Origin of the sequence: Sphingobacterium nematocida, assembly GCF_900168125.1 — a bacterium.
In the GTDB taxonomy this organism is placed as follows: domain Bacteria; phylum Bacteroidota; class Bacteroidia; order Sphingobacteriales; family Sphingobacteriaceae; genus Sphingobacterium; species Sphingobacterium nematocida.
The window spans coordinates 1-22,877 of sequence record NZ_FUZF01000008.1 but is presented as its reverse complement, the minus strand read 5'-3'; the positions used below and the strand labels follow the sequence as shown (position 1 = coordinate 22,877).

At 38.8% G+C, this 22,877-nt stretch carries 15 protein-coding genes; 8 read left to right on the top strand and 7 right to left on the bottom strand.

What is annotated here, in order from left to right; all coding sequences use genetic code 11:
* Positions 1-100 precede the first annotated feature (100 nt).
* From B5X76_RS10120 to B5X76_RS10105, 4 genes are all read right to left on the bottom strand, one after another.
* Complete coding sequence (locus B5X76_RS10120; RefSeq protein ID WP_079642999.1) at positions 101-1,684, bottom strand: SusD/RagB family nutrient-binding outer membrane lipoprotein; 1,584 nt, start codon at positions 1,682-1,684, stop codon at positions 101-103.
* 4 nt (positions 1,685-1,688) lie between these two features.
* Positions 1,689-4,454, bottom strand: coding sequence for a TonB-dependent receptor domain-containing protein (locus tag B5X76_RS10115; protein WP_079642998.1), 2,766 nt, complete (start codon positions 4,452-4,454; stop codon positions 1,689-1,691).
* A 587-nt stretch (positions 4,455-5,041) separates the two neighbouring features.
* Positions 5,042-6,517, bottom strand: a complete 1,476-nt coding sequence (locus B5X76_RS10110; protein ID WP_079642997.1) for a RagB/SusD family nutrient uptake outer membrane protein — start codon at positions 6,515-6,517, stop codon at positions 5,042-5,044.
* A gap of 3 nt (positions 6,518-6,520) precedes the next feature.
* Positions 6,521-9,751, bottom strand: a complete 3,231-nt coding sequence (locus B5X76_RS10105; protein ID WP_079642996.1) for a SusC/RagA family TonB-linked outer membrane protein — start codon at positions 9,749-9,751, stop codon at positions 6,521-6,523.
* Positions 9,752-10,309: 558 nt separating this feature from the next.
* On the opposite strand from B5X76_RS10105, the gene trmD reads away from it, so the two are divergent.
* The 6 genes from trmD (at position 10,310) to dusB (ending at position 15,650) form a co-directional block, all read left to right on the top strand.
* Positions 10,310-10,990, top strand: a complete 681-nt coding sequence (trmD, locus tag B5X76_RS10100) for a tRNA (guanosine(37)-N1)-methyltransferase TrmD (protein ID WP_079642995.1) — start codon at positions 10,310-10,312, stop codon at positions 10,988-10,990.
* Positions 10,991-11,494: 504 nt separating this feature from the next.
* On the top strand, positions 11,495-12,898 hold the full coding sequence (locus B5X76_RS10095; RefSeq protein WP_079642994.1) for an anthranilate synthase component I family protein: 1,404 nt from the start codon (positions 11,495-11,497) through the stop codon (positions 12,896-12,898).
* Positions 12,895-13,122: a hypothetical protein gene (locus B5X76_RS22255; RefSeq protein WP_079642993.1), complete on the top strand. Its 228-nt coding sequence runs from the start codon at positions 12,895-12,897 to the stop codon at positions 13,120-13,122. The genes B5X76_RS10095 and B5X76_RS22255 overlap by 4 nt, the downstream gene beginning before the upstream one ends.
* The gene (locus tag B5X76_RS10085; RefSeq protein WP_079642992.1) at positions 13,109-13,681 is read left to right on the top strand and encodes an anthranilate synthase component II; all 573 of its coding nucleotides are present in this window, start codon (positions 13,109-13,111) and stop codon (positions 13,679-13,681) included. Before B5X76_RS22255 ends, B5X76_RS10085 begins: the two co-directional genes overlap by 14 nt.
* A gap of 126 nt (positions 13,682-13,807) precedes the next feature.
* Positions 13,808-14,596 carry an indole-3-glycerol phosphate synthase TrpC gene (gene trpC, locus B5X76_RS10080; protein ID WP_079642991.1) on the top strand — a complete coding sequence of 263 codons (789 nt, stop codon included), beginning with the start codon at positions 13,808-13,810 and terminating at the stop codon, positions 14,594-14,596.
* A gap of 58 nt (positions 14,597-14,654) precedes the next feature.
* On the top strand, positions 14,655-15,650 hold the full coding sequence (dusB, locus tag B5X76_RS10075; protein WP_079642990.1) for a tRNA dihydrouridine synthase DusB: 996 nt from the start codon (positions 14,655-14,657) through the stop codon (positions 15,648-15,650).
* A 2-nt stretch (positions 15,651-15,652) separates the two neighbouring features.
* Here dusB and B5X76_RS10070 read toward each other — a convergent pair whose 3' ends face one another.
* The 3 genes from B5X76_RS10070 to B5X76_RS10060 all read right to left on the bottom strand — a co-directional run bounded on the left by B5X76_RS10070 (position 15,653) and on the right by B5X76_RS10060 (position 18,722).
* The gene (locus tag B5X76_RS10070; RefSeq protein WP_079642989.1) at positions 15,653-17,164 is read right to left on the bottom strand and encodes a lipopolysaccharide biosynthesis protein; all 1,512 of its coding nucleotides are present in this window, start codon (positions 17,162-17,164) and stop codon (positions 15,653-15,655) included.
* Positions 17,165-17,170: 6 nt separating this feature from the next.
* Entirely contained in the window at positions 17,171-17,452 is a 282-nt protein-coding gene (locus B5X76_RS10065) for an acylphosphatase (protein ID WP_079642988.1), read from the bottom strand.
* 100 nt (positions 17,453-17,552) lie between these two features.
* The gene (locus tag B5X76_RS10060; protein WP_079642987.1) at positions 17,553-18,722 is read right to left on the bottom strand and encodes an amidohydrolase family protein; all 1,170 of its coding nucleotides are present in this window, start codon (positions 18,720-18,722) and stop codon (positions 17,553-17,555) included.
* Positions 18,723-19,078: 356 nt separating this feature from the next.
* Between B5X76_RS10060 and B5X76_RS10055 the strand changes: the two genes are divergently transcribed.
* Both B5X76_RS10055 and B5X76_RS10050 read left to right on the top strand, forming a co-directional pair.
* Entirely contained in the window at positions 19,079-21,544 is a 2,466-nt protein-coding gene (locus B5X76_RS10055) for a TonB-dependent receptor (RefSeq protein WP_079642986.1), read from the top strand.
* 330 nt (positions 21,545-21,874) lie between these two features.
* The gene (locus B5X76_RS10050; protein WP_079642830.1) at positions 21,875-22,822 is read left to right on the top strand and encodes an IS110 family RNA-guided transposase; all 948 of its coding nucleotides are present in this window, start codon (positions 21,875-21,877) and stop codon (positions 22,820-22,822) included.
* The last annotated feature ends 55 nt before the right edge of the window (positions 22,823-22,877 follow it).

The window sequence follows — 22,877 nt, the reverse complement described above, 5'->3', positions numbered from 1 at the left end:
GCGACGGCTAAAGCAATTGAAAGAAAAAAGTGATGAAGTAAAATAGGTTGTCGTGATTTTGACAACCTATTTTATCATACATTTACAAGACAAACTCTCACTATCGAGTTCCACCTGCCCACCAAACATTTTCAGAATATACATACGTGCCGTTTCCATATGCAGTCTGAACATTTGGATTGGTCGTTACGTCTGAATTGCCATAGGGTAGTCTAACCGGAAATTTTGAAGCATTATTGGGATTATCAAGCTTTATTAAATTTTCACCCATCGCCTTCCACCTACGAATATCATTAAACATCTCTGTTGACTCTCCTGAGGCGCCAAAAAATGCTAGATATTTTTGCACAACAATTTCTTTCAAAGGATTTACAACGAACAAAGGTTTGACCTCACCTTCAAAATAAGTATTAATGTCACCAGCTGTAATATCCGGAGAAGTTTCAGAAATACCGCCAAATTGTATAGGAGACGGTGCAACAAATGCAGCATTAACAGATTTCTCAGAATTAACAATAGCAGCAGTAATTGCACTCTTCAAAACAGGCTCAATATCATTAATAGATCTCCCCAGTCTCTGCATTGCTTCCGCTTTTAAAAATTGTAACTCATGATAACTCAACAATAATGTTGAAGCCGTTTGGGAAAACACAAATGTAGATGTCAAATAGGTATACTGTACCTGCTCATTCGTTCCATTAGGGGCTAGATCTCCATAAGCATCACTATTAGTCTCCATATTGTCAATCTGTTCCCAATCTGGATTAGTAAAGTTCCTATTTCGACGAGGATCATTCCGCTCTATCAACTTGTCAGCTATACTCTTACTCGCTGCAAGTCCGTCACGGGACCATTGAAAATCGAATAACGGGTTTAAATTCTGGGCATCATAAACATTGAAGGCAGCTTCATCTGTAGCTCCTAGAAACGATTTGTCTACAAATTGGATTACATCCTCCCATGCTTTATTTTTGTCGGCAGCCTTAAAAGATAGACGCATAGCATATCTAGCTTTAAGACCGTACGCAAATTGAATCCATTTACTGTTACTACCCTTATATAAAAAATCGTGAGTAGCATAAGATCCTGTACCATGCTTATCTCCTTTTGGAATATTAATGATAGCTGCATCTAATAAACCAACTATTTGAGTGTATATAGCTTCCTGTTTATCTAATGGGGGTGTTTTATTCTCAAAAGGACTAAACGCCTCTGAATAAGGCACATCACCATACATATCAGTTAATATAGCCATATTATAAGCCAATAAAATTTGTCCCACCCCCAAAGTAGCATTGTTTCCTTCTTGGGCTCCACCCTCGGAACATTTGGCTACAACGATACGCGCATTATTAATAGTACTGTAAATACTATTCCAACTGTTATTAAATGTGGTTGCGTTCTGAGGTTCCCCTTCACGATGCTCTGCATTCCACAACTGATTATGTGTCCCCACTTCATGCTCAACATAAGCTGAAAGATAGGTATTGAGGTCCCCTCCCACACTATTTACAGCAGTAGATGTTATCACATCTGCCAAAATAAATTTAGCTTCAACATCGGTGGGATTATTTTTATTGAAATTTATTTCGTCCATTCTGTCTTCCGAACAAGACGAAAAAGCAACTGGTGTAGCAAGTAACCCCAATGCTAAAATTTTATATATATTATTCCTGATTTTCATTATATTAGAATTTGATGTTTAAGCCAAAACCATAACTCGATGTTCCTGGAAGTGAAAAACGTTCAAAAGCCCCAGACATATTTGTATTTCCTTGCGAAGCTTCTGGATCATATCCTTTTAATTCTGACCAAAGGATCAAGTTACGCGCAAAAGCATTTAAATCGACAGAGAACTTCGTATTTGTATAGACAGGATAGCCTAATGAAATCTCCCGCAATTTGACAAATGAAGTTCCAAAAACCGAGGATTCCGATATACCATTCAATCTATTAAAATAAGCAAAAGCATCAGAGGGATCAATTAAAATGTCGTTTTTCTCATATACTCCAGGAGACACTTCTTTGACTGCCTCTCTATCAAACAAAAACGGATCACCAGAGCGAAAATCCGCTGATTTTTGACTAGCACCATAATAATCTAAAATACCTCCGGTACCATGTAACATTTGTCCTCCATTTTTCCAATCTAAAACAGCTGACAGCCTTACCTTTTTATATTCCAAACGAGTATTAAATCCAAGTAGAAAATCGGGAGATACTCTACCAATTACCTGTTGCTCTCCTTGTTGTGGTAAACCATTTGCATCTACAACAATTTGCCCCGCTTCATTTCTCAAGAATGAATTACCATAAATAACTGGAAACTTCTCACCCATACCAGCTCGGATTTGGGGTTCAACAAATCCCCCCAAGAAAATACTCTCTACCCCATCAGCTAGTTCGTCTACATAGTTATCTATTTTAGTAAAATTCAAAGCAAAGTTCCAACGAAAATCGCCATCTCTATATGGAGACACATTCAAAGTAACTTCATGGGCATTTGTGTGCACTCGCCCTCCGTTTGTAACCAAACTACTAAATCCACTAGATCCACCAAGTGGCACCTCAAAAATTTGATCTTTTACGTCTTGGCGGGAGAATGTATATGTTAGGTCAAAAAGCCCGTTTAAGAATGTTAAATCGGTTCCAATCTCATAAGCCTTGGTATTTTGAGGTCTTAGAGCCGGATCGTATAACACTGAATTTGGAGTGAAAGAAACTGTTCCTCCAATTGGATATATAATAGGTGTACCACTAGAAAAACCTCCACCATATGTAGGAATTGAATAATATGAGTCGTAATAGTTACCAGCCTGCCCTACCTCAGCATAAGATGCTCTCAATTTACCAAAACTCAACACATCACTTTTCAAACCTTCCAATTCAGTAAATATGAATGAAGTAGATACAGAAGGGTAGAAGAAAGAGCGATTGTCACGTGGCATATTCGAAACAACATCATTACGACCAGTAACATTTAGGTACAACATATTTTTATAACCTAAATTAATATTCCCAAACAAACCAAAAGTTCGGTTTTGTCTTAATGTCTGCTCAGCAGTATAAGTAGTTGCATTATTAATGTGATTCCATCCAGAAAAATTAAAGTTGGAACCAAATGCATAATCAGTACGACGATGTCTGTCCACAATCTCGTTACCCAACATCATGTCAAAAGTCAAATCCTCATTAATTTTCCAATCGTAACGAGCTGTAGCTAGGGAGTTTAGTTCTGTAACTGAATAATGGTAATTCTCAACCTGTCCTCTTGTAACTCCCGCTTTACCATAACCCCATAAATCTGTAAAATTAGAGGTATAGGAATCCACACCTAACTGATATCTCAAAGTTAACTTTTGGTTTTCAGAAAACTGTGTTACATATTGAGCAAAACTATTACCGAAAAAACGTTGTGTTCCTTCAGTAAACCTATTGTGCTCTGTTCCCCAATAGGGTTGATCAAAACTGCCTCCTCTATAATTGTTTTGAGAATAAGGATTTCCCGCCACATGATTAGGAATCCCCTTAAGATCATAAGAAGGAGGAGCCGGAAAAACAGTAGCCATGATACCATCATTCGCACCAGTTTGTTTGGAAATATTCGAATTTATATAATTTCCAGTAAAACCAGTTGTCCACTTCTCTGAAGGATTGATTTGAGCCGCTAACTTAGCATTATAACGATCCATCCCCGTAGAAGGTACGATTCCTTTGGCATTAGTCGCACCTAAAGACAACGCATAATGTCCTTTATCCAATCCTTGTATAAGGTTCAAAGAGTTATTATAGGTAGTACCAATATCAAAAAACTCTTTTGCATTATTATAGGCTTGTGGGGTCGCCCATGGGTCTAAACCTGCTGCTGCTCGTTGTGGCACATAATATTTACCGGGCTGTTTACCACTTGCCTGTGTATATGTATTATCCGCTGTAAAGGATCTAGACCCCCGAATCGTAATCTTGGCAGATGCACCCGGCATCCCTGAAGAAAGACTTACCTCAACTCCAGAAACTTTACCCTGAATTGCTGTAGCAAGATTACTGTTAGAAGCTTGCGTCAAAATATCAGATTTTATTTCCTGGGTTGCCGTAGCTAGTGCACGTCTCTCCCTTGTTATACCCATTGCTGTAACAACCACTTCTTCTAAGGAATTATCTTCAGAAATCAAGACAACATTAATAGTCGATTGGCTACCAACATTTATCCTCTGGGAGGCATAGCCAATGTAACTAAAGTTCAACGTTGAGCCCTGTGGTACAGATAATGAGTAGTTACCTGAACCATCAGATTGAGTAGCCGACGAACCGCCTACGACAGAAATAGAAGCTCCCGCTATTGGGCTTCCGTCCGTAGATGAAGTTACTTTACCACTCACCTGACGATTTTGCGCCATTGACACGCCTATTAGGCAGGTCAGCACAAAAAATAAACTGAGTAATTTTTGTTTCATGTGTTTATGTGTTTAGTTAAAAATTGTTCACAACAAATTAGATAAATAATGACCTGGACATACCACTCCACTCCTAAATCTAGCCATAGATACGGTTAAACTATTTTACCAAAAATGATAAAATTAAAAACTGCCAGCATCCTTATCAGCATGGCTTAAGCATTTAAAGAAATAACAGATAGTTTTGAACTCCAACGTAGCAGCGTTAGGTCCAAACTTATTTTTTTAAAAATTAAATGCGTAGAAGTGGGAATAAACTGAGTAATTTCTGTTTCATGTTTTGTGTGTTTAGTTTTTAAAATTGTTTGTGTGTTAGTAGTAGTAAGTCGCAACAACGATATTACTATGCAAACATATAAAAAAAAATAAAGTTTCACACTTTTTAACATTTTTTTTTCAAAAATACAGCTTGGAACAAGAAAAAATACGGAATACAAATTAACTTGTAACAATATCATATATCATTTGACTAGACAACCAATGTCAAAACCCATATTTCGAACATCGTATTTTTGAAAACAAAACAAACAAAAATGCCTCTCGTAAAGTGAGAGGCACTGATACTAATAGGAAAATAAAACTTAGCGTTATTGTGGATTATTAGGCAATACGTCTGGGTTTGCATCAACCTCAGCTTGAGGAATCATAAATAAAAATTTACTATCGCCAACAGGGATATTTAATCTTCCATATGCAGGATGATTAGTTCCCTCATAATTCCGCTCGACTCCCTTACCCAAACGCTTCAAATCAAACCAAGCAAATCCTTCGCTCCATAACTCTATTCGCTTTTGAGTAATGATTTCATCAATTAGATCTACTCCACTTTTGGTAGATTTAATATAATTTGCGTCCCTATTTTTAGTTATGTCATAAAGAACATCCCTAGCTCCTTGTTCGTTTCCAGAACGGGCTAACCCCTCCGCTTCAACATAATACATTAAAGCAGAACGAAGGTAAATATAATCACCAGACACTCTGTCCGTAGTCAAGTCTCTAAACTTGAAACTTACATAAGGACCATACTCTGTAGTGACCAATTTCCCACTTGCATCAGGTGTAGTAAACGACGCTCCTTTATCTCCTGCGAACATCTTCTTTCTATAATCAGAGTCCGACATTGCATTATACAAACGCTTGTCAATGGAAATATTTCCACCTTCTGCATATCCCGTATTTGTATTATCAAAAAGTGAATAAAAATTTGCTACAAATGTGGTGAGCTCGGCATTGAGGTCAGCGCCCCACATTGTCTCTTCTTGTTGGATATTATAAAATCCATTTGTCCAGCCCGCTTCATCTAAAAGTTTATAACTGTTTCTCGCCGAGTTTGCAAAAGTCGCTGCATCTTTATATTTACCCATCTCCAAATAAACATCCGCCAAGAAGGCTTCAGCTACACTTTGGTCGATCAGCTCCTTATTGGGCCTAGAATAACCCTCCAAAGCAGCAATCGCATCGACTAAGTCTTTTTCGATCTGTAAATAAACTTCAGAAACTGTATTTCTTTTTGAAGATAAAGTTTCTGCATTTATTGGAATACTCAATCCAGTCTCATTACCAAGGTAAGTAGGCCCATAAATACGTGCCAGCATGAAATGAAAATAACCTCTCAATGCGAGAGCTTGTCCTCTGATCGCTTTTAATTCGGCGTCACCTGTACTTGGATCAACGCTACTTATGATCGTATTTACATTCTTGATTTGTGTATAATAAGTAAACCAAGGAAAATGGGACCGGGAATTCGTAGAGACACGCCCAGTATAGTTATAATTAAAACCTCCAAAACTCAAGTTCTCCATCACAACATCATTCCCCATAAGATCTATAACAGATAATACCCCTTTATGACCAAAATCTTCATGTTGTGCATAACCGGTTGTAGTAGCAGACCTTAAAGTTGCCAAAACTCCTTTCAACAATCCCATCGTAGCAGCTGGTGAAGATCCTAACTGTTCGGAGTTTATCGTTGATTGCGGATCGACAGTTAAAAACTCTTTGCTACAGGATGAAAAAACGATTCCGGCAGCAAGCATATATATAATATTTTTTGTCTTTTTCATTTTCTAGAAATTAATAGATAGACCTAAAGAAACACTGCGTAATAAAGAGTAACTGTTAAGTGTTAAACCATTATTGAGTTCACCTCCTAGTTGCATCATCCGCGGATCCAAACCCTGACGTTTAGATATCATAAATAGATTGTTACCTAATAAGCTCAATCTAGCATTTTTTACACCTACTCTATCAAAAGTTTTATTCGATAAGTCATATGATAAACCCACATTCTCAAGACTTAAATAATTAGCTGAAATCAAGAATAAGTCAGAAGAATTATATTGATTTAAACCAGCATCTGCAAGAATTGGCAATGCAGCATTTGGGTTTTCCGGTGTCCATGTATTGTAAACATCTCTATGAAAGTTTGCCCCACTATTTCCCATACCAGTACTTTCATTAAAGAGACTCTGATACACATTATCAAACACATATCCACCTAGCTGATAAGCAAATCCCGCATTGAATGAAAGCTTTTTATAACGCAAATCGAAACCAAATCCTCCATATAAATCAGGATGTGCTGTCTTGTTGGACAAATACTGAGTAGCAGTCGAATGAACTTCGGTAGTACCTTGCTCTCCAATTGGCTTACCTGTAATTTTGTCTGCTTCACCTTTATACCAAGATCCCATACCCGTTTCTGGGTTGACACCAGCAAATTCTCTTAAATAATAAGTGTAAGCACTTTCACCTTCTACAAATCTAAAAATACCTCCAGTTGCTACAAACGGTTGTGGCAATTTCGTGACTTTATTTTTATAGTGTGTTGCATTTGCCCATAGATTTAAGTTCCAGTTGTCAGAACGCACCACATCCCCGTTAATAGCAATCTCAACACCTGTATTCTTCATATCTCCAATGTTTTTGGAAATAGCTGGAATACCTGACGAAGGAGCTTGAGGGAAGTTATACAACATATCAGAAACTTTTCGAACAAAGAATTCAAAGTCAATATTCAACCGGTTCTGAAACATTCCTAATTCAAAACCCGTATTGAAATTACGTGACACTTCCCATTTCAAATCCTTAGACCCTGTGTAAACCTGTTTAATCGAAGGGTTTCCTTCAGCATCGGCAGTAATCTCAAACTGATCCATGTAAGGATAGAAATTTCTTGCATACCCAAAATGGCTTCTATGATCCATACTTACATAAGATGGGTAGTATAAATTATCATTCCCCTGTTCTCCGTAACTAGCTTTTAACTTGAGATTTGAAATCACATCGATAGGAGCTAAGAAATCTTCATTAGACACAATCCATGCACCACCGACACCATAAAAATTACCCCATCTACTGTCTGGATGAAAAACAGAAGATCCGTCTCTTCTAAATGAAGCATTCACGTAATACTTATTCGAATAACTGTAAGTCAGCTTAGACAGATACCCTTCTACTTTGTATAAATCACTATAACCATTTAGAGAATTAAATTTACTCGCATTGGATAAAAACAACTCGTCTGGAATTACAATCATGCTTTTAGTTCCAGAAATCATTTTATTAATATAGTTAGAGCTTTCATGACCTATCATCACGTTTAATGCGTGCTGACCAAACTTATTGTCATACGTCAATAGTTGTTGATTAGTTAACGTACTTTCGTGAGTTATTGCATTCGTAATTAGCCCCCCATATTGGGAATCGTCCCCTCCTTCGGTATTTCCGTAACGAAGTCTGTTACTCGCGATAAAGTCATAGCCTATATTGTAGGTGAAATTAAAGTTTTTCAAGAAATCAAAAGACGCATAAGTCCTCAGTCCAATATTTGAATTGGTATTCGTTTGAATATCTAACAATGTGGATGCATAAGGATTCATGTTAGTAATATAAGGTCTACGAGCTTCTGATCCGTCCGGATTAATAGTTTCTCCACGTCCCCAGTCATAAAGTTCGCGACCATTTGCATTGGTTAATATTGAACCATCCACACCTCTGGCAAATATTGGATAAATAGGCGCCATATTTCTAGACCATGAAAACAAGTTTGAATACGTACTCGAACCTTTTCCGGATTGAGGGTCTCTTGATTTTGTCCCCGCAAAATTTACATTCCCTCCTAATTTCACGAAATCATATGGACGAAACTCCAAATTAGCTCGAGCTGAAGTCCGTTCAAAACCGGAGTTCACCACATAGCCATCATCTTTCAAATACCCCCCAGATAAATATGCAGACACCTTTTCGTTACCATATCTCAAATTTAAAGAATGTTCATGTCTAACGCTATTATCAAACAGATAATCATTCCAATTATCGTGATACATAACTTCAGCATTTGAATTAATCTTTCCCGTACTCGGATCTACGATTTCGTTGTTTGGCACGTTGAAAATGTTATATTTCAAATCGTTGAAAAGAGTATTTGAAGCAGTAGATCTAGCGTCAACATCTGACACTCCACCTGAAAGTTGACCTAAACGAAGTCTTTGCCATCTTAACTCGTAATACTCTTTAGGATCGGTGATGAAATCATAATCTTTAACCGCGCGAGAATTGACACCTACACGTGATTCAAAGGAAATGTCAACCTTATTATTATTCCTCCCTTTCTTTGTGGTTATAATAATTACCCCATTAGCTCCACGACTACCATATAGTGCATTTGCCGCCGCATCTTTCAAAAAAGACATTTCTTCGATATCCTGCGAAGAGATAGAAGCTACATCTCCGTTAAAAGGCACCCCATCTACTACATAAAGAGGATCATTTGATGACGAAATAGATCCTAATCCCCTGAAACGTACAGTAGCAGCAGCTCCTGGCTGTCCTGATGTAGAGCGGATTTGTACACCACCTACTTTACCAGCTAACGACTGAACGACGTTAGCAGACTGAACCTGCTCCAAATCTTTAGACTTTAAAGTGGATATAGATCCTGCTATTGACTCTTTAGTCTGGGTGCCATAAGCGGTTACGACCACCTCTTCCAAAGAGTTCTCTTCAGATTCCAAAATAATGTTAATTGTAGTTTGCGTACCCACCGCGATACGCTGCGCAAGATAACCGATGTAAGAAACATTCAAAGTCGAACCGTCCGAAACATTGATTTTAAAGACACCTGCATTGTCAGTTTGTGTAGCAGTACTGGTCCCCACCACTGAAATGGACGCCCCCACAACCGGAGCACCATCTACTGAAGAAGTCACCTTACCACTCACCTGACGATTTTGTGCAAACGAAACCCCAACGAGGAATGTAAACACAAAAATAAAACTGAGTAATTTTTGTTTCATGTTAAAGTATATGTGTATAAAAAATAATTTTCAATGCTTAAACGTTAGTATATAATACAACTGTTAAATTGCACGGACTAAACTGCGATACGCGAATATTTAGAAAGCGCAAAAAATCACTTTCCACAATTAAAGAGAAGTATAAATAGTTAGTGTGCCTTCATCCAGAAGAATCGGGGTGACAAATATAACAGACACAAGTTGTCGTTGCAAGTTTTTTAAGTCAAAACGTTTTTCATTAAAATATACACAATCAAAATATTCTGTTGATGAAAATCATGCAAGTGCGGCTGTAGATTTAACATATTTTAAGAAAATTTGAATACTCCAAATTTTATTTCAACACACTTAAAAAATCAAAATAAAATTTCAAAACAAACTAATCATCTAATTAGATTTAATCTTATTAATACTTTTAAAATATTTGTTAAAACACACAGTCCTCACATTAAGATTGTAACAGTACAACTTATTGCCTGTTCCAAAATCGTAGATATCGACTAGCCGCCTTACTGATAAACATTCGCGAATACAAAGCATTTTACATATTTTTGCAGGATGAGATTTGACATCATTACCGTATTACCCTCACTACTGGATAGTCCATTTGCACATTCAATCTTACAGCGCGCACAAAAAAAAGGATTGAGTGAAATTCACGTTCACAACCTTAGAGACTACAGTACCCATAAACAAAAATCTGTCGACGATTATCCCTATGGGGGAGGCTCCGGTATGGTCATGCAAATTGAACCATTCGCTAGGTGTATTGAAAAACTCCAGAGCGAAAGAGACTATGATGAAATCATATATATGACCCCAGACGGCACTACGCTCAACCAAGCTATTGCCAACGATCTCTCGACCAAAGGCAATATCATCGTGTTATGTGGTCACTATAAGGGAATAGATCAGCGTATACGCGACATATTCGTGACACGTGAAATATCGATCGGCGATTATGTACTTTCGGGAGGTGAACTTCCGGCAGCGATCCTGGTTGATGCTATAGTACGACTGATACCTGGTGTTCTATCCGACGAAACATCGGCTCTGTCCGACTCCTTTCAAGATGGCTTGCTCGATGCTCCTATATATACAAGACCAGCGGAATGGCGGGGGCATAAGGTACCCGATATTCTATTAAGTGGCAACGAGGCCAAAATCAACGCTTGGAGGGATGAACAGCAGCTCCAGCGCACACAGGAAAGAAGACCTGATTTATTGAACGAAGAGTAGTAGTTGCTAATTAAGTAAGCCTTTGTAACTTTTTTTTTCTGAAAGAGTTTATTCGTAAAGACGATCAAGAACTTCCATAATTCTATTGATAATTCAATAAAATCATGAAAGTTTTATTTTTTTAACAAAAAGAGTTTGATTATTTAAAAATTATTCTAAATTTGTGGTGTAATGATGACACAAAGTACATATCAATTTTGGTGGTGGCCCGGAGCAAATAGCGTCGGGAGGCACCTCTATTGGTTTTCAGAATAAGGATTTTTTAATCAACCAAAACCATAAATCAAAAGCCCGACGTATTTCGTCGGGCTTTTTTGGTTTAATAAAATTTATAGAGGCAAGAACAGAACCTTCGGAAAAACAGATGCTGTAAAATTGAAAAAGTAAACTAAGGACGCTAGCAACAATTAAACATATACGTACAGATATGAAATACTCATGTTTAGCGAAGCACAAACACCCATGAGTATTCCATATGACAGATAATAAACAGATTATACACATATGACATACGCATTCAAAACAAACCACAAAAAAATACTCGCTGACACCACGACGCCAGTAAGTATCTATCTTCGTATGCGGGATACCTTTCCGAACAGTATTCTACTCGAAAGTTCGGAGTATCACAGCCGAGACAACAATATCAGCTATATCTGCTGTCAACCGATTGCCGGATTAGTATTGAATGAGAATAACTTGACGATTAGTTATCCCAACCAGGAGAAAGTGGTCAAAGCTGCTTCCTCCATTAACCTAAGAACCGAAGTATCTGCTTTTAGACAATCTTTTCAGGAGGAATACCTAGCCGACACAAACGTTATTTCCAATGGATTATTCGGTTATTTCACCTTTGATGCTGTAGCTCATTTTGAGGATATAATCCTTACAGCCAACTTAGAAAGCAGCCGAAAAATACCCTTTCTACAATACCATGTTTACAAATATGTCATTGCTATCGACCATTTTCGCAACCAGCTTTATATCTTCGAGCACCTACTGGACGAGGAAGAGAGCGAACTGGAACGTATCGAGTATTTGATTCAAAATAAAAATTTTCCGGAATACTCATTCCGTACAAAAGGAGAAGAAAAGTCAAATATGACCGATGACGCCTTCAAAGCTCTCGTCGAAAAAATGAAAGTTCATATCCGTAGAGGTGACGTATTCCAAATCGTACCATCACGAGGGTTTTCAACGCCGTTTGCCGGTGACGAATTCAATGTATACCGAGCCTTACGTTCAGTCAACCCTTCCCCTTACCTATTCTACTTTGATTACGGAGACTTCAAGCTTTTTGGTTCTTCTCCGGAAGCGCAGCTCACCATCAAAAAGGGAGAAGCAACCATATACCCCATCGCCGGAACCTTCAAGCGTACTGGGGACATGGAACAAGATGAAAAAATTGCGGAAGAACTAAAAAATGATCCCAAGGAATCCGCAGAACACGTCATGCTCGTCGACTTGGCTCGCAATGACCTTAGCCGTCACTGTACAGACGTTCAAGTCAAATCATACAAAGAAGCACAGTACTATTCCCATATCATCCATTTAGTCTCCAAAGTATCAGGAAAACTAAAACCTACTGCCAATCCGTTTGACGTAGTAGGCGACACCTATCCCGCTGGTACATTATCGGGAGCTCCGAAACATATGGCCATCACATTAATAGATCGTTATGAAGGAATGCAGCGTTCTTTCTATGCTGGGGCTATAGGCTTTATGGGCTTCAACGGAGATTTTAACCATGCCATTATCATACGTTCCTTCCTGAGCAAAGAAAACATGCTACACTACCAAGCTGGAGCAGGTATCGTATTGGATTCTGACCCAGAAAAAGAACTACAAGAAGTAAATAACAAAATTGCTGCACTGCGCAGAGCCCTTGAAATAGCACAAACCCTATGATACGTCCTCTTGAATACTGTGAGAACACGACGCACCTCACAGCAAGCATCGAAACTATTGACACCAGAATTTTGGAATTACTCCATTTACGCAAACAGTATATGGCAAAAAAACAAAAGATAGGGAATACGAACGACACAGAGTTCGTAGATTTGATAGCAGCGAATAAAGAAATACAGCAACTAGTGGAAACCAGTCAATTGTTACAAGATGAACAAAGATAAAATTTTAGTCATAGACAACTATGATTCTTTCACGTACAACCTCGTCCATTTGTTACAAGAATTGGGAGTAGACTACGAAGTCGTACGTAACGACAAATTCGACCTAGACTATGTCGATCAATTTGAAAACATATTGTTATCTCCGGGCCCAGGTATACCTGAAGAAGCCGGACTACTGATGGAGGTGATCAGAACCTACGCACCAAACAAGCGTATCTTAGGTATATGTCTAGGCCAACAGGCAATTGCTGAGGTATTTGGCGGCAAACTTTTTAATATGCCAAAACCATTGCACGGTGTAGCCTCATCCATCATTATCACAGACAAAGACGAAAAGCTTTTTCAAGACTTCCCCAAAGAATCGAAAATAGGACGATACCACTCTTGGGCTGTTGATGAGAAAAGCTTACCGGACTGTCTAAAAATAACTGCTGTTGATGAAAATGGAACCATCATGGCACTAGCCCATAAGCAATACGATGTCCGCGGAATGCAATTCCATCCGGAATCAATATTGACCGATAATGGAAAGAAATTAATAGAGAATTGGCTTAAATAAAAAGTGACAGAGGTGATGTAGATGATGTAGTTATGAAGTCTATAGTTAAACCTTCATAACCTCCATAACATTATCACTTTCATAACATTGTCACTTTCATAGCCTTCATCACTTACGACTAAAAAAATGACCATACTAGATAAAATCATCGAAAGAAAAAAGATAGAAGTTGCTGAAGCTAAGAGCAAAACATCTTTGCAACAGCTAGAGCAGTTCCCCTTATTTTCAAGGCCCTGCTATTCCTTAAAAGAATCCATAGAAAATCCATTACGGACAGGTATCATTGCCGAATACAAGCGTGCATCACCTTCCAAAGGGATCATTAATAATAGTTCTACCGTACAGGAAGTTGTTGAGGGGTACCAAATTGCTGGGGCTTCTGCCATCTCTGTACTGACAGACAGAGACTTCTTTCAAGGTAGCCTCGCCGATCTTAGCAATGCCAGAGAGGTATTACAGATCCCTCTGCTTCGCAAAGAATTTATCGTTGATAGCTATCAAATAGCAGAAGCAAAAGCATATGGAGCAGACATCATTCTCCTTATTGCGGCATGTCTTACTCCGGAAGAAGTTCAATCCTTATCCAACTATGCAAAATCATTGGGTCTTAATGTCCTACTGGAGGTGCATAATGAAGAAGAACTCCAGCACAATATATTCGATAGTATCGATGCCATCGGTGTAAATAACCGGAATTTAAAGAACTTTACCGTTTCATTGGATCATTCCTATGACCTTGTCAACAAAATACCTGATCAGTTTATCAAGGTCTCAGAAAGTGGAATATCCGATCCAAGCACCATCATGGATTTACGAAAACGAGGATTTCAGTCCTTCTTGATCGGTGAGAATTTCATGAAGACTATGGCTCCAGGAGAAGCAATGCAAGATTTTGTTAAACAATTAGCGGGTTAAGAGAGTTAGCTGAAGTCTAACTTTTTCTAACTTTCTAACTTTTCCTTACCTTTGTACCATGTCTGTAAAAATCGGTAACAACATTGATCTAGGTGAATTCCCATTATTGCTTGCTCCTATGGAGGATGTCAGCGACCCTCCATTTCGTTACGTTTGTAAGCAGAATGGAGTAGATATGATGTATACCGAATTTATCTCTTCCGAAGGATTGATCCGCGATGCAGCGAAGTCTGTTCAAAAATTGGATATCTTCGAATACGAACGACCTATCGGTATCCAAATTTTTGGAGGAGACATCGAGTCTATGCGTCAATCAGCAGAAATATGCACCAAAGCGAATCCCAATCTGATAGACATCAATTACGGCTGTCCTGTCAAGAAAGTTGTCTGTAAAGGAGCAGGGTCTTCCTTGTTGCAAGACATAGATAAAATGGTAGCCATGACCAAAGCTGTTGTAGAAGCGACACACCTTCCTGTCACCGTAAAAACAAGATTAGGATGGGATGATACCACCAAAAATGTTTATGAAGTTGCCGAGCGCCTACAGGATGTAGGTATCCAGGCGCTAGCCATACATGGTCGTACACGCGCGCAATTATACAAAGGACAGGCTGACTGGTCCATGATACGAGATATCAAGCGTAATCCGCGGATAAAGATTCCAATATTCGGGAATGGTGATGTCGATTCTGTCGAAAAAGCAGCTGCTTGGAGGCAGGAATATGAAGTAGATGGCATTATGATCGGCCGAGCCTCCATCGGTTATCCTTGGATCTTTAGAGAGATCAAACATTTCTTTCAGACCGGAGAAAGGTTAGAGGGGCCAACCATAGCCGAACGTGTGGATGTATGCCACACCCACCTCACCAAATCGATTGAATGGAAAGGTGATAAACTCGGTATATTCGAAATGCGCAGGCACTATGCCAATTACTTCAAAGGAATACCTGATTTCAAAGAATACCGGATGAAGCTAGTAGGTTTATCTTCTTATGACGATATCCAAGATGTACTCGAAGAGATTAAAGACAAATTTGTAATAGAGGTAGTGTAATGTTACTTCACCAAAGACTTTAACACCCGCTGAATAAACGCTTTTTCCTGCCAAAAGATTAAAAGAGTATACAAGACCAACAGGATATTTCCAGTCCAGAAGCTACGCTCAAAAAACAGATAATTTATAGCGACCAAGCCAGATCCTATTAAAATATATAAAAGCATCTTTCTCAGATCGTAAGGTATAGGATAGTTCTTTTGTCCCCAAAAATAAGAAAGTCCTACCATAGTCAAATAAGTAACCGATGTTACGATGATAGCACCGATATAACTCATTGAAGGAATAAGCAAATAACACAACACGGTCGTAATAATAGCTCCTATTCCTGATATGTATAAGCCATACCTAGTTTGGTCTGACAGTTTGTACCATACCGACAAATTCATATAAATACCGAGCAACACGTAGTTAAATAATATTACAGGTATTAAGTTGAGACCAGACCAATATTTAGCCGACTGCTCCGCATCTCCTCCTTCTATAAAATACTTAAGCCATTCTATATTCATCGACAAACCAACCATCACCAACATCATCGCGATTACAAAATACTCCATGATCAATGCGTACACTTTCTTTGCGTTTTCATTTTTCGCAAAAGAAAAAAAGAATGGCTCTGCCCCCAAACGAAAAGCTTGAACAAATATACTTAGGAACACAGCGATCTTAGCTATGGCACCATAAATCCCTAAATCACTCTCCCCCTTTTCCCCAGGCAGAAGATTAGGTAACAAGATCTTATCCAGGTTCTCATTGACAATAAAGGACACGTTAGCTATAAAAATAGGAAAACTATAAGTCAGCATGGACCGCAATAGGGTTTGATCCAACTTAAAACTAAAACCTTTGATCTGTGGCAACAGCAGTATGAGAGTAACTAGACTAGCAATTAGATTAGATAGAAAAACATAGCCAACCCAACCTTCCTTAAACCAGGAGAAAGAACCACCTAACGCAGGTTGATAGCTTAGCAACCAAGGTATACAGACAAGAAAAATTAAATTAAACCCAACAAAAACAAAGATATTGATCAGCTTTATCGTCCCGTATCGTATAGGTCGATTTTCGGCACGCAATTTGGCAAAAGGCACAATAGCTAATGCATCAGCAGCCAAAGTCAAGCTCATAAAGTAAATATAACTTCTATAATCAGACAGCTCCTGTAAGCCATTACCCGCGAACCATCTAACAATAGGGGCTAGAAAAGTAAACATACTTAACAAGAACAATGCAGTTGTCAGCAGGGTGATTATAAATGTGGTATTAAATACTTTGGGTTTTTCAGATGCTTCGACCTTATTTAGATACCTAAAGTAAGTCGTCTCCATACCAAATGCCAAAAATGTATTGATAAAAGCTGCCCAAGCATACATATGGGTAAATATCCCATAGACAGAAGTTTCAAACTTCTTAACAAACAATGGGGTTAGGACAAAATTGAGCAATCTTGCTACTATAGTCGACAGACCGTAGATTAATGTATCACTCAAAAATCGTTTGACTACAGACACAACTTTTTACTTTCGTTTTTTCAATACGAGAAAATCCTTAAATCCTTTCAGTTCGTCCCGTTCTTCATAAACAACAGACTCAACCTCTGCCCTATCGGGACCTTCTTCACAATATTCAACAAGTGACTTTAAACCGAAATCATCCCCCTCCGCTTCAATATATACGGTACCATCTGGTTCATTTAGAACGAATCCCTTTACCCCCAACTGATCAGCGACCGCTTTTGTTGTAAGCCTAAAATAAACGCCTTGAACTTTTCCTTTAACGGTAATATCCCAATGTTTCATCTGTAATATATAGTCATATACGGAACATCGGCGTATTCTCCTGCCTTATTCAGGTGAAATATACGCCGATGCTTCGTGATTACAAAAGTAATAATTTTATTTAAGCAATACGCTCTATTTGAACTTTGTCTGTCATTTTGAAGTGATTCATATTCTTAACAAGCAATAAACCTGGAGTCTTGCCCACCTCTAGTGAGCCCAAACTCTCTTCCAAAGCCAATGCCTTTGCTCCATTGATAGTCGCCCATTGTACCGTTTTTACAAAATCCAGTTCAGGAAAATGTTTGTGCAGCGTTTTGAGTTCGTCCAATATATTTAAGGTATCATTAGATGCCAAACTATCCGTACCTATCGCAATCTCACATCCATTTTGTTCAAGAATACTCACTTTAGGAAGTGTACCTTCAATATATAGATTAGCCTTTGGACAGATACACATCACAACATCCCTTCCCATTCTACGGATAAAATCCAAATCCTTTAACGAGGTGAAAGTATTATGTACGAGAATAATTTTATTACCAGTCGGAAGATAAGACATATATGTCTGTACAGAATTTCTCGCCTGCGCCTTAAAGTCATCCGCAGAAAAACCGATTTGTTTATAGAAATCTAAAAATTCTCCTGTCTTATAACGGAAAAGCTTATTTTCCTCTTCGCTCTCCTGGTTGTGGATTGAAATGATATTATCATCGGAAACAGACTTTTTAAAAGCTTTGAAAAGTGCCTTTGAACAGGAATAAGGTGCGTGTAGTGTTATCGAGGCATGAGCAGAATCAAAATGAAATTCAATCTCCCTAGCCTCATCAATCTTACGATTGGCCTCTTCATCATTCAACCCCAATATTTCAACAAAAGTATGGTAAGCAATCTTGCTCTCTTCTTTAATAGGAGCCGAAATAGCCGAGTTTACATGATCACCGACAGCTTGTATACCACTATCATACATCGCCCGATCTGCAACTACCATCGCTTCACGGACAACATCATCGTCTGCACCTCGATTTGACATCACCTCGGTGATAAATTTAACCAAACCCTGCTCTTGAGAAATTTTGCCTGACAGATGAGACAACTCCAAATGACAATGTGCGTTAATAAAACCAGGAATCAAAACGCCCTTCAAGCGCTCTATTTCTACATTATTCGGCACCGAATCATTATCATATATTCCCAAAACCGTACCATTTTCGTCCATTGCAATCACCCCATTTTTGATAGGGCTGGACGTGACTGGCATCACATAATCAGCTGAATAATAATGAACCATTTATATACCAATAGTTAGTGTGTGTGTATTTTCTATGGGCAAAAGAGTCGCCCTATTAGAAAATGTAAATTTAATACAAAATATTGCTTTAAACCAATACTCATGACAAATTAAGTAATTTATTTTACACAAAGAAGATGAACTTTTGTTTTGTAAAAAAAATATTCTATGTTTGCGCCATCGAAAAGGGGTGCCTTGTTCATAAGAACATAAAGAAAGGCTGAGATTATACCCGTCCCGATGTAAAATTGGGAGCACCTGATCTGGATAATGCCAGCGTAGGGAAAGGGCGGTTAAATTTATCGCTATTGTAACCCCTTGCAATAGTTTGGTTTAACTCAAATTATTTTACATTTATGATTAAGCATCTTATTGCTACTGGTCTGGCAGGAATACTTACCATTATGGTTGTGATAGCACAGGAAAATGTTACCGTAACAGTGACAAACAGTCAAGCTCAATTGTTACAGGGCGCAACTGTAACGATGGGCAACACAACCCAACAAACCGACAAATCCGGAATAGCTATATTCACGGCAGGAACGAAGGGCAATCGAACAATCAAAGTCCATTATTTGGGATACAGATCTTTTACTGGCCCAGTAACCGCTGGACAACGAAGCATCAATATCACACTTCAAACCGCTGTTATACAAGCCGACGAAGCCTTTGTCTATGCTACCCGTGCCAAGGAAAATTCGGCGACAACGTTCAAAAATCTAACAAAAGAAGATATCAAGAAGAAAAATCTAGGGCAGGACATTCCTTACCTACTAGATCAAACACCTGGTGTAGTCATTGGATCAGATGCTGGCGCAGGGATTGGTTATACCAATATGACGATCCGAGGTTCAGACAGCCAACGTATTAATGTCACTTTAAACGGCATTCCACTAAATGATGCCGAAAGTATGGGATCATTTTTTGTCAACTTGCCTGACTTTGCCTCCAGTACCGAAAGTATACAGATACAACGTGGTGTAGGTACCTCCACAAATGGTCCAGGTGCCTTCGGTGCTTCATTAAACATCCAGACCGATGCACTGGAAGAAAAACCATACGCCGAATTAAATAACTCCTTTGGATCGTACAATTCGTGGAAAAACACCGTTAAAGGCGGAACGGGGCTTATCGGCAACAAGTTCGCTATTAACACCCGCTTATCACGAATCGTATCCGATGGATACATTGATCGCGCATCCTCAAATTTAAGATCACTATATGTGGACGCTGGGCTATACACGAACAAACACACCTTAAAGGCAACCGTCTTCACTGGAAAAGAAAAGACCTATCAGGCATGGTACGGGACCCCCGAACCACTCCTGACTGGCGACAAAGCCCTTCTTATCAAGTATGCAAACGAGGCCTTGGGATTATATGATGGTCCCGAATACGACCGTCTACTAAATGCTGATAGAAAATACAACTACTACACTTACGATAATCAAACAGACAACTATAAGCAGACGCATAGTCATCTACAGTATACCAACATCATTAGTGAAAAGCTGAAATTCAACTCCGCCTTACATTACACCCGTGGTGCAGGCTACTACCAAGAATACCGCATAAAAGATAAACTCGTAAACTACGGGATACCCGATGTAACAGTCGGACAGGAAACTATCAAGAAATCAGACCTTATCCGTCAGCGCTGGCTGGACAACCATTTCTACGGGCTCATTTACTCCTTTGATTATAGAGCATCCAGCAAATGGAACTTCATTTTTGGAGGAGGATACAATCAATACAAAGGCGATCATTACGGTAAGGTCATTTGGGATGAATTCAATGCAAATCCTAATCCTGGTAGCAAATACTACCTGAATGATGCGCAAAAGAACGACTTTAATATGTATGCTAAAGCCGACTACAAACTAGACAAATGGCTTTTCAACTTTGATGTACAGTACCGCAACGTAAATTATACGGTAAAAGGCGATGACGACAAAATCAAAAACCTGGATTTCAGCGACAAATTAAACTTTGTAAACCCTAAAGTAGGTGCAACCTATTTCCTTAACGGGAACTCAAACATATACGCATCTTACGCTTATGCAAGCAAGGAACCTGTACGTAAAGATTATGTAGAAAATCCAAGAAACGAGTTCCCGAAACCGGAACGCATGCAAGATATCGAACTAGGCTATCGCTTCCGTAATGAAGGGTTTAATATTGGGACTAATGCGTATGCAATGCTGTACAAAGATCAGCTGATCCCAACCGGAACATTGAATAATACAGGAGCTGAGTTGCGTATGAACATTCCTAAAAGTCATCGTATCGGACTAGAGCTTGACGCTTCATGGAGGATTAGTAGCACCTTCACTTGGTCAGCAACAGCTGCGCTGAGCGACAATAAAATATATGACTTTGTCGAATATTATCAGGTGTATGATAATGACACGGACTGGACTTACCTAAGAGAAGACTCACGTAATTTAGGAAACACAAAAATTGCGAAATCTGCGTCAACAATTCTTTCCAATAATTTCACATACACTCCAGTGGAAAGACTTTCTTTCAGCTTATTGTCTAAATACGTATCACGTCTATACCTAGACAATACTTCAGCAGAAGAAAGATCCATTGACCCTTCTTTTGTAAACAATTTCTTGGCAAACTACACATTCTCGGCATTAGGACTTAAAGAAATCGGCTGCAATCTCATGATTAACAATATTTTCAACACCAAGTACACAACAAACGGTTACACTTGGGGACAGAAATTTGAGAACAGAGCCGAACGGGATTACTATAACTTCTACTATCCGCAAGCAACAACTAATTTTATGCTAGGCGTAAACATTCGTTTTTAATACAGATTGGTTTGCTACGCAACTGCCTTCGGCGGGCGTCATACCTTATCGATGAAAGACTTGAAAACTGTGTCGTCATCGTAAGTTTGTAAAGCAACAGCAGGATTATCAGATACAGAATATAGTTTTGTATTTAGGTTAAGATCCAGCAGAGAGAAGGAATAAGACTTTAGTTCGTCATTAGTCATATAAGACTCTTCGGTATGTTAGTCCCCTTCTCTCATTCTTATTACGAACTTGGACAGTTCATTAGGCCTTAGGAGCCTGTTTTTACGATTGATAAGTCATAATAAGAACTGCTGAAATCCTTTTTTTACGATTAGTACAAATATGGTAACAGGAATCGATTGTTCAAAAGATTATTTTGACATTGCAGTTTTAAAAGAAGGCAAAGTAGCTTTCAAGGGCAGGTTTGCTAACAATAGTAAAGGTTTTACGGATATGCTTCGGCATACCCAAGGGAGCCATGTTGCGATGGAAGCGACAGGTCCTTATTACTTCCAGCTGGCAAGATTTTTATATGATTCGGGAACACGTGTTTCAGTAGTTAATCCATTGGTTATACGCCGGTTTGCACAGATGAGATTGTCTAGAGCAAAGACAGACAAGAAAGATGCGATGGTAATAGCAGCGTTTGTACAGATGACCAGTCCTAAGCTCTGGGAACCTCCAACTGAAGCAATCCAAAGCATCCGCAATCTGGAAACTTATCTGGAGGGGCTTAAGCAAAGAAGGCACATGTTAGGTAGTCAATTGCATGCTTTTGAGGCCGCAGGCACAATAGATAGGCTATTGTATGATGAAATAACGGAGGAGGTTGAAAGCCATGATAAACGGATTGGGGAGAAAGAGCGCCAGATAGAAATCCTGATAAAACAGCACTACGCAGAAATGGCCTCTAATATCAGAAGTGTACCCGGTATAGGTCCCAGAAGTGTTTCTATGCTGATCATTGCTACAGATGGCTTCGGGATGTTCAAAAACTACAAGCAGGTCATATCTTATTTCGGACTGGCGCCCAGGATATATGAATCAGGTACAAGTGTGAAAGGTAAAGGTCATATCTGTAAAATGGGAATGGGACAGGTAAGAAAAGTATTATATATGGCAGCCGTTTCTGCCATAAAATGCAACAAAGCCTGTAAAGATCTCTACGAAAGGTTGAGGGGTAAAGGAAAACCTTATCGGGTAGCAATAATAGCAGCGGTAAACAAGCTGATCAAACAGGTATTTGCAATAGCAAAATCAGGGGAACCGTATAAAGTACAGCTCTCCTAACAGAATATTATTTGGAGAAAATTAAATTTAAGTTTGGATTTAAACACAGTTCATA